Genomic DNA, 6,521 nt, shown 5'->3' on the forward strand with positions numbered 1-6,521 from the left:
GCGCGGTCCGGGCGTCCGTCGTTCCCGTGGGTGACGGGGCCGGGACGATCTGTTGACAACGGGTGGCGGGGCGGCCACGGTAGCTCGAAGCGCGCCTCGGACAGCGGCGCGGCCGCCTGCCGAGGGCTTCGAAGGAGCCGCACGTGAGCCGTCCCGGGGTCAACCTCGCCGCGATCCTCGCCGATTCGGCCGCCCGCTTCCCCCGCCGCCCGGCCGTGCGGCTCGACGACGCCGTCCTCGACTACGGCGGACTCGCGGACGCCGCGGCCCGGACGGCCGCCCTCCTGCGCCGTGCCGGCGTGCGGCCCGGGGACCGGGTCGGCCTGCTGGTGCCCAACGTCCCGGTCTTCGCCGTGCTGTACTTCGGGATCCTGTGGGCCGGCGCGGTCGTCGTGCCGCTCAACCCGCTGCTGCGGGCGCGCGAGGTCGAGTACCACCTCGCCGACGCGGATGCGGCCCTGCTGCTGGCCTGGCGGGACGGCGCCGACGAGGCGCTGACCGGCGCGCGGGCGGCCGGGGTGACGGCCCTGACGGTCGGCGCGGACGGGCTCCCCGGCGGCGGTCGACTCGAAGACCCCGAGCTGGAGTTGGTCGAGCGCGAGCCGTCCGACACCGCCGTGATCCTCTACACCTCCGGGACAACCGGCCGGCCCAAGGGCGCCGAGCTCACGCACCACGGCATCGCCCGCAATGTCGAGGTCACCCGCGGAACCATCCTCCAACTGACCGAGCGCGACGTGGTCTTCGGCGGTCTGCCGCTGTTCCACGCCTTCGGCCAGATGGTCGGACTGGACTGCGCCGTCGCCGCCGGCGCCTGCACGACCCTGCTGCCGCGCTTCGACGCCGCAAGGGCACTGGAGATCATCGAGCGGGACGGCGTCACCGCGTTCCTCGGCGTGCCCACCATGTACAGCGCACTGCTCGCCGCCTCCGGCGCGGCCGCCGACGACCGCACGCGTGCCGAGTCGCTGCGGGTCTGCATCTCGGGCGGCGCGGCCCTGCCGGTCGAGGTCCTGCGCGCGTTCGAGGAGACCTTCGCCTGCACCGTCCTGGAGGGCTACGGGCTGTCCGAGACCTCCCCCGTCGCCTGCTTCAACCACCCCGACCGGCCCCGCAGGCCCGGCACCGTCGGCACACCGATCGAGGGCGTCGAGCTGCGGATCGTCGACGAGCACGGCCGTGAGCTGCCCGACGGGCAGCCGGGGGAGGTCGCCATCCGCGGGCACAACCTGATGAAGGGGTACTGGCGGAACCCCGAGGCCACCGCCGCCGCGATCCCGGACGGCTGGCTGCGCACCGGCGACGTGGGCGTCAGGGACCCCGACGGCCACTTCCGGATCGTGGACCGCATGAAGGACCTGATCATCCGCGCCGGCTTCAACGTCTACCCGCGGGAGGTCGAGGAGGTCCTCTACGAGCACCCGGCCGTCGCGGAGGCGGCCGTGATCGGCGTCCCGCACCCGGTCCTCGGCGAGGAGGTCGCCGCCGTGGTAGCCCTCAAGCCGGGGTCCGCCGCCGAACCGGACGAACTGCGCGCCTTCGTCAAGGAGCGCGTCGCGCCCTACAAGTACCCGCGCGAGGTGCGGATCGTCGAGGCCCTGCCGAAGGGGCCGACCGGCAAGATCCTCAAGCGGGAGATCGAGCGGTAGCGGCCTCCTCCGCCGGGGCGGCGACCGAACGCCTTCCGCTCGGCGGCCGTCGGTCACGCAGGTGACTGCGGCTCACCGTCCGGCCCGCTCCGAGGCCGCGGCCCGGTGTCACACCTGTGGCCCTCCCCGGGTGTCCGCTCCCGCCGTCCGTTCTACGGTCGTCCCCGTGGGAGCGCCGGCTCCCGGAGAGGGCCGCGGAGTCGATGGCGTTCCCCCTTGCCCGTCGCTGGGCCCTCGTCGTGAGCGTGTGCGTGACGGTCGCCGCAGGGCCGGCCGGGGCGGCCTTCGCGCAGGCGCGCACCGAACCGCTTCCCGCCGCCTCGTCGTCCCGGTCCGTCGTCCGCTCCACCAGGGCGCTGCCGCCCTTCACGGTGGAGACCTGGAACATGCAGGGCTCGACGGCCGGCGGGGAGTGCAAGTGGACCCAGGACGTCGCGCCGCTGGCTCAGAACTCCGACGTCGTCGCCCTCCAGGAGGCCGGCCGGCCCCCGGCCGCCGGGACCACGCCGGAGCGCACGTGGAACCGGAACGGGTACACCGTGCGGGAGTTCCGCTGGCGCGTCGGCAGTAGCAGCCGGGGCCGCGACTACTTCATCTACTGGACGGAGACCGACCCCAACGGCGGTCGCGTCAACATGGCGCTGGTCGTGCCGGAGGCGCGCCGCGCCCGGGACGTCCTCGTCGCCCAGGACCCCGCGAACGCCTCCGTCCGGCCCGCGCTCGGCATCCTGCCCCAGGGCATCGACGCCTGGGTGTTCACCGTGCACGCCTCGGCCCAGCCGCAGACGGGCGGCGGCGGACGCGGCGGCTGGGACGGCCCGCGCATCGTGCAGGCCGTCGAGTGCGCCGTCGCGGGGGCCGGGCCGTACCCGTGGGTCGCCGCCGGGGACTGGAACCGGATCCCGAACGGCTGGGCCACCGCCGGTTCCCGGACGAGCGAGGTCGCGCCGAGCGAGGTCACCCGTCCCCAGAGCAACGCGGTGATCGACTACGCGGTGGTCGCCGCCGCCCTCCTGACCCGGCTGGTCCTCCGCGCGGTCTTCACCGACGCGCGGCGCAGCGCCGGCCAGTCGGACCACCTCCCGGTCCGCTTCCAGTTCGGCTGAACCCGAGGAGTGCCCGTGCCCACTTCACGTTCCGTCCTCGCGGCGGGCGCCCTGGCCCTGGGGCTGGCGCTGACGCCCGCCGGCTCCGCCACCGCGGCGGACGGCTGCGGCACCGAGGTCTGGCGGATGACGATCAACGGCATCGACGTCCGCAACGGCGGCGACTCCGGCGGCGGCGAGCTCTACGGGGACGTGGTCTTCGACGACCAGTACTTGTGGAGCCGGTCCCGTTCGGACGCGGTCTGGGTGCCCAACGGTCCCCTCGACATCGCGTCGGCGAACCGGTGGAAGATGTGGGACGAGAAGCTGTTCCCGACGAACGGTGCCACCGGCAAGGTGTTCGTCGTCACGGCGGACCTGTGGGACTACGACTACGTCTCCGGCGACGACCGGGTGGCCGTGGGCACCCGGACCGTCGATCCCCTCCAGGAGGGCGAAGGCCGGCACCAGCTCGACTACTGCTACGGCAGCAGCTGTTCGGAGGGGCAGACGGTCATCACGTACACCCTTGAGCTGGTGGGCGGGTGCACCTCCGGTCAGTGCGTCGGGTAGGTGTGCCCGGTCCGTCCGCCTCGCATCAGGAGGCGAAGACCACGCCCTGGTTGGAGGGTTGGAGCGTGCCGACCGTGAAACCGGCGGCGGAGACGGTCAGTTGGGTGACCGGCTTGCCGTCGGCGCCGATGACGTTCGCGGTGAGCTGGGTGGTCTCGTCCGGAGGGGTGACGGTGATGCCGGCCAGGACCTTGCACTTCGGGTCGGCCTTGTCGCAGGACGCCCATTTGAGGCCGGAGAAGGCCGTGGCGCCCGGCTTGAGGTCGGCCTCGACCGGCGCCCCGGGGTGGGCGACGCGCGAACTGCCGGTCACGATCGGGCTGTTGTCCGCGCCGAGGCCGCCGTAGCCGAGGTAGCCGTTCACCGTGCAGGTGCGGGAGCCCTTGTTGGTGAGCAGCACCATCGCGGACCCGGGGAAGTCCGGCTGCAGTTGGACGTCGGCCTTGAGGTCGGCGGTGTGGCAGCGGGTGGAGGCCTTGCCGGGGGACGCGGGAGCGGGGGCGCTCTTGGACGGCGCCGGGGTGGTGGCACCTCCCGTCGCCGCGGCCGTTGCCGCCGCTGTCGGCGCCGCGGCCGTCGACGCCGCGTCGTCGTTGCACGCCGCCGCCCCGAGCCCCAGCGCCAGCACCGTCGCCGCGACCGCCACTCCCTTGCCAACCCGCATGGTCCACCCCTACGTTCCGCGGACGCCACCCGGTCGTGCGCCCGATCAGCCCAGAGGACGCCCCGATCCGGAGAACCGGTTCGTATATATGTGTCCCGGAGGCGTAACAGAGAGACCCGGGACGGCAACGGCTCCCGCAGATCGGTGGCCACCGGCAGTGACGGGCAGGGCGCGCGGGGCCGGTGGGCCGGGTGGGGCTCGCCTTGACAGCGTTCGGGGCCCGGCGTAGCAAAAGAGCATGCGCCAGGGTGAGCCCGGCGGTCCGAACGGGCCGCACCGTCCCCGCGAGCCCGATGCCGCCGCCGGGGCGGCGCACGAACGGGACGCCCTGCTGGCGGACGCCGTCCGGGCGGTGCTCGGCGGGACGGGGGCGTACGGGGCGATGGTGCACCTGCGCTCGCGGGACCGGCGGTCGCTGGTGCTGTGCACGATCGCCGGGGTGCCGCTGTCGATCATGAGCCCGTTCCGGCGGGTCGCGGCGGCCGGGCCGCTGCCGGTGGCGGTCAGCTTCCGCACCGGGCGGACGATCACCCTCGCCGACAGCGAGGACACCATGCGGCGCTTCCCGCAGCTCGCGGTCGGCATGCCGTACGACTTCGCCTCCGCGTGCGTGCCGGTGACGGCGGGCGAGGACCGGTTCGGCGTGCTCAGCGTGCTGTGGGCGGCCTCCGACGACGGGGTGCCGCCGGGCGCGCCGCACCGGCTGCGGTCGGTCGCCGAGCGCCTGGCGGCCGGGCTCGCCGGGCTGGAGGCGGCCGGGCGGGCCGTCGAGCCGAACGGGGACAGCCCGGTGGTGGAGCTGCCCGCGCCGTCCGTGCCGACCACCCGGGTGGGCCTGTTCGACTGGAACACCGTCACCGGCGCGCTCGCCGCCGACGAGCAGTTCCGGGAGATCTTCGGCTTCGCGCCCGGCGAGTTCGACGGCCGCGTCACCTCGCTCACCGCCCGGATCGCCCCCGGCGACCTGCCCGAGTTCCGGGCCGCCGCCAAGCTCGCCCTCGAACACGGCGAGGTCCTGGCCGCCCGGGTGCGCGTGCTCGGCCGCGACGGCCGCCCGTACCCCGTGGAGCTGTGGGCGCGCGTGCCGAAGGCCATCGACGAGTACGGCACCCACCTCGTCGGCGCCGTCCTGGACACCCGCACCCTCAGCGCCGCCGCGGCGGCCGTCGAGCGGCTGCGCGAGGGCGTCTTCTCGCTCGACCCCGACGGCCGCATCACCTACGCCAACCGCGGCGTCGAACCACTGCTCGGCGCGGTGCGCGAGGAACTGATCGGCCGCCTCCCCTGGGAGGCCATGCCCTGGCTCGCCGACCCCTTCTACGAGAACCGCTACCGGGCCGCGATGCTCTCCCAGCAGCCCACCGCATTCCTCGCCACCCGCCCGCCGGGCGGCTGGCTGGCCTTCTCCCTCTACCCGGACGCGCACGGCGTCACCGGCCGGGTCGTCGCCGCCGAGGCCCCGCCCGGCACGGCCGGCGCGCCCCCGGCACCACCGCGCGGCGTCCGCCCCGGCCTCGGCGACACCTACCACCTGCTCCAGCTCGCCAGCGCCCTCACCGAGGCGGCCAGCGTCGCCGACGTCTGCCGGGCCGTCTCCGAGCAGATCCTCCCGGCCTTCGGCGGCCAGGAGCTCGCCATCTACGCCGTCCGCGACAAGCGCCTCCACCTCGTCTCCCAGGCCGGCTACCCCGACGGGTTCCTCGACCGCTTCGAGGGCACCCCCATCAGCGCCCGCGTCCCCGGCGCCGAGACGCTCAGCACCGGCACCCCGATCTTCTTCGAGGACGTCCACGAGCTCTCCGCCGCCTACCCCGGCATCGCCCTCGACGAGATGGGCGCCTGGGCCTTCCTGCCGCTCATCGCCTCCGGCCACCCCGTCGGCAGCTGCATCCTCGGCTTCGACCGGCCCCGCCCCTTCACCACCGAGGAACGCGGCCTGCTCACCGCCCTCGGCGGCTTCATCGCCCAGGCCCTGGAACGCGCCCGCCTCTACGACGCCGAGTTCGCCCTCGCCCGCGGCCTCCAGCAGGCCCTGCTGCCGCACCGGCTGCCCGACGTCCCCGGCGTGCGCACCGCCGCCCGCTACCTGCCCGGCACCCAGGGCATGGAGATCGGCGGCGACTGGTACGACGCGATCGTCACCGGCGGCGACCTCACCCTCGTCATCGGCGACGTCGAGGGCCACAGCGTCGCCGCCGCCGCCACCATGGGCCAGCTGCGCAGCGCCGTCCGCGCCTTCGCCAGTGGCGGCGACATGCCCGACCGCGTCCTCGCCCGCACCAACCGGCTGCTCCTCGACCTCGATCCCGGGCTGCTCGCCAGCTGCTGCCTGGTGCGGCTCACCCCGGCCGACGGCACCGTCCGGATCGCCCGCGCCGGGCACCTGCCGCCGCTGCTGCGCCGGCCCGGCGGGTCGGCGGAGGTGCTGGACCTGGCGGGCGGGCCGCTGCTGGGGGTGGAGGACGTCGCGGAGTACCCGGTCAGCGAGCTGCGCCTGGCGGCCGGGTCGGTGGTCGCCCTGTACACGGACGGGCTGGTGGAGGATCCGGC

The 6,521-nt window shown here is 74.9% G+C and carries 5 protein-coding genes; 4 read left to right on the forward strand and 1 reads right to left on the reverse strand.

Translation table 11 applies throughout. From position 1 onward, the window contains the following. Nucleotides 1–143 precede the first annotated feature (143 nt). The 3 genes from ACFVU9_RS32135 to ACFVU9_RS32145 all read left to right on the forward strand — a co-directional run bounded on the left by ACFVU9_RS32135 (nt 144) and on the right by ACFVU9_RS32145 (nt 3,307). A complete protein-coding gene (locus ACFVU9_RS32135; protein ID WP_387599465.1) occupies nt 144–1,649 on the forward strand; it encodes a long-chain fatty acid--CoA ligase in 1,506 nt (501 codons plus the stop codon). 203 nt (nt 1,650–1,852) lie between these two features. Next, nucleotides 1,853–2,755 (forward strand): endonuclease/exonuclease/phosphatase family protein, encoded by a 903-nt coding sequence (locus tag ACFVU9_RS32140; RefSeq protein ID WP_380442476.1) that lies wholly within the window; start codon nt 1,853–1,855, stop codon nt 2,753–2,755. Between the two features lie 15 nt (nt 2,756–2,770). After that, nucleotides 2,771–3,307 carry a hypothetical protein gene (locus ACFVU9_RS32145; RefSeq protein WP_387599469.1) on the forward strand — a complete coding sequence of 179 codons (537 nt, stop codon included), beginning with the start codon at nt 2,771–2,773 and terminating at the stop codon, nt 3,305–3,307. Between the two features lie 25 nt (nt 3,308–3,332). Here ACFVU9_RS32145 and ACFVU9_RS32150 read toward each other — a convergent pair whose 3' ends face one another. Further along, nucleotides 3,333–3,971 (reverse strand): DUF4232 domain-containing protein, encoded by a 639-nt coding sequence (locus ACFVU9_RS32150; RefSeq protein WP_387599472.1) that lies wholly within the window; start codon nt 3,969–3,971, stop codon nt 3,333–3,335. 238 nt (nt 3,972–4,209) lie between these two features. On the opposite strand from ACFVU9_RS32150, the gene ACFVU9_RS32155 reads away from it, so the two are divergent. Further along, a partial coding sequence (locus ACFVU9_RS32155) for a SpoIIE family protein phosphatase (RefSeq protein WP_387599475.1) occupies nt 4,210–6,521 on the forward strand: 2,312 nt, incomplete at its 3' end.

The sequence above is a fragment of the Kitasatospora sp. NPDC057936 genome (assembly GCF_042887525.1).
Taxonomy (GTDB): Bacteria; Actinomycetota; Actinomycetes; order Streptomycetales; family Streptomycetaceae; genus Kitasatospora.

Bases quoted from the DNA above. Each gene is read 5' to 3' on its own strand.
- ACFVU9_RS32140 (WP_380442476.1), top strand. From the start codon at position 1,853: ATGGCGTTCCCCCTTGCCCGTCGCTGGGCCCTCGTCGTGAGCGTGTGC.
- ACFVU9_RS32150 (WP_387599472.1), bottom strand. From the start codon at position 3,971: ATGCGGGTTGGCAAGGGAGTGGCGGTCGCGGCGACGGTGCTGGCGCTG.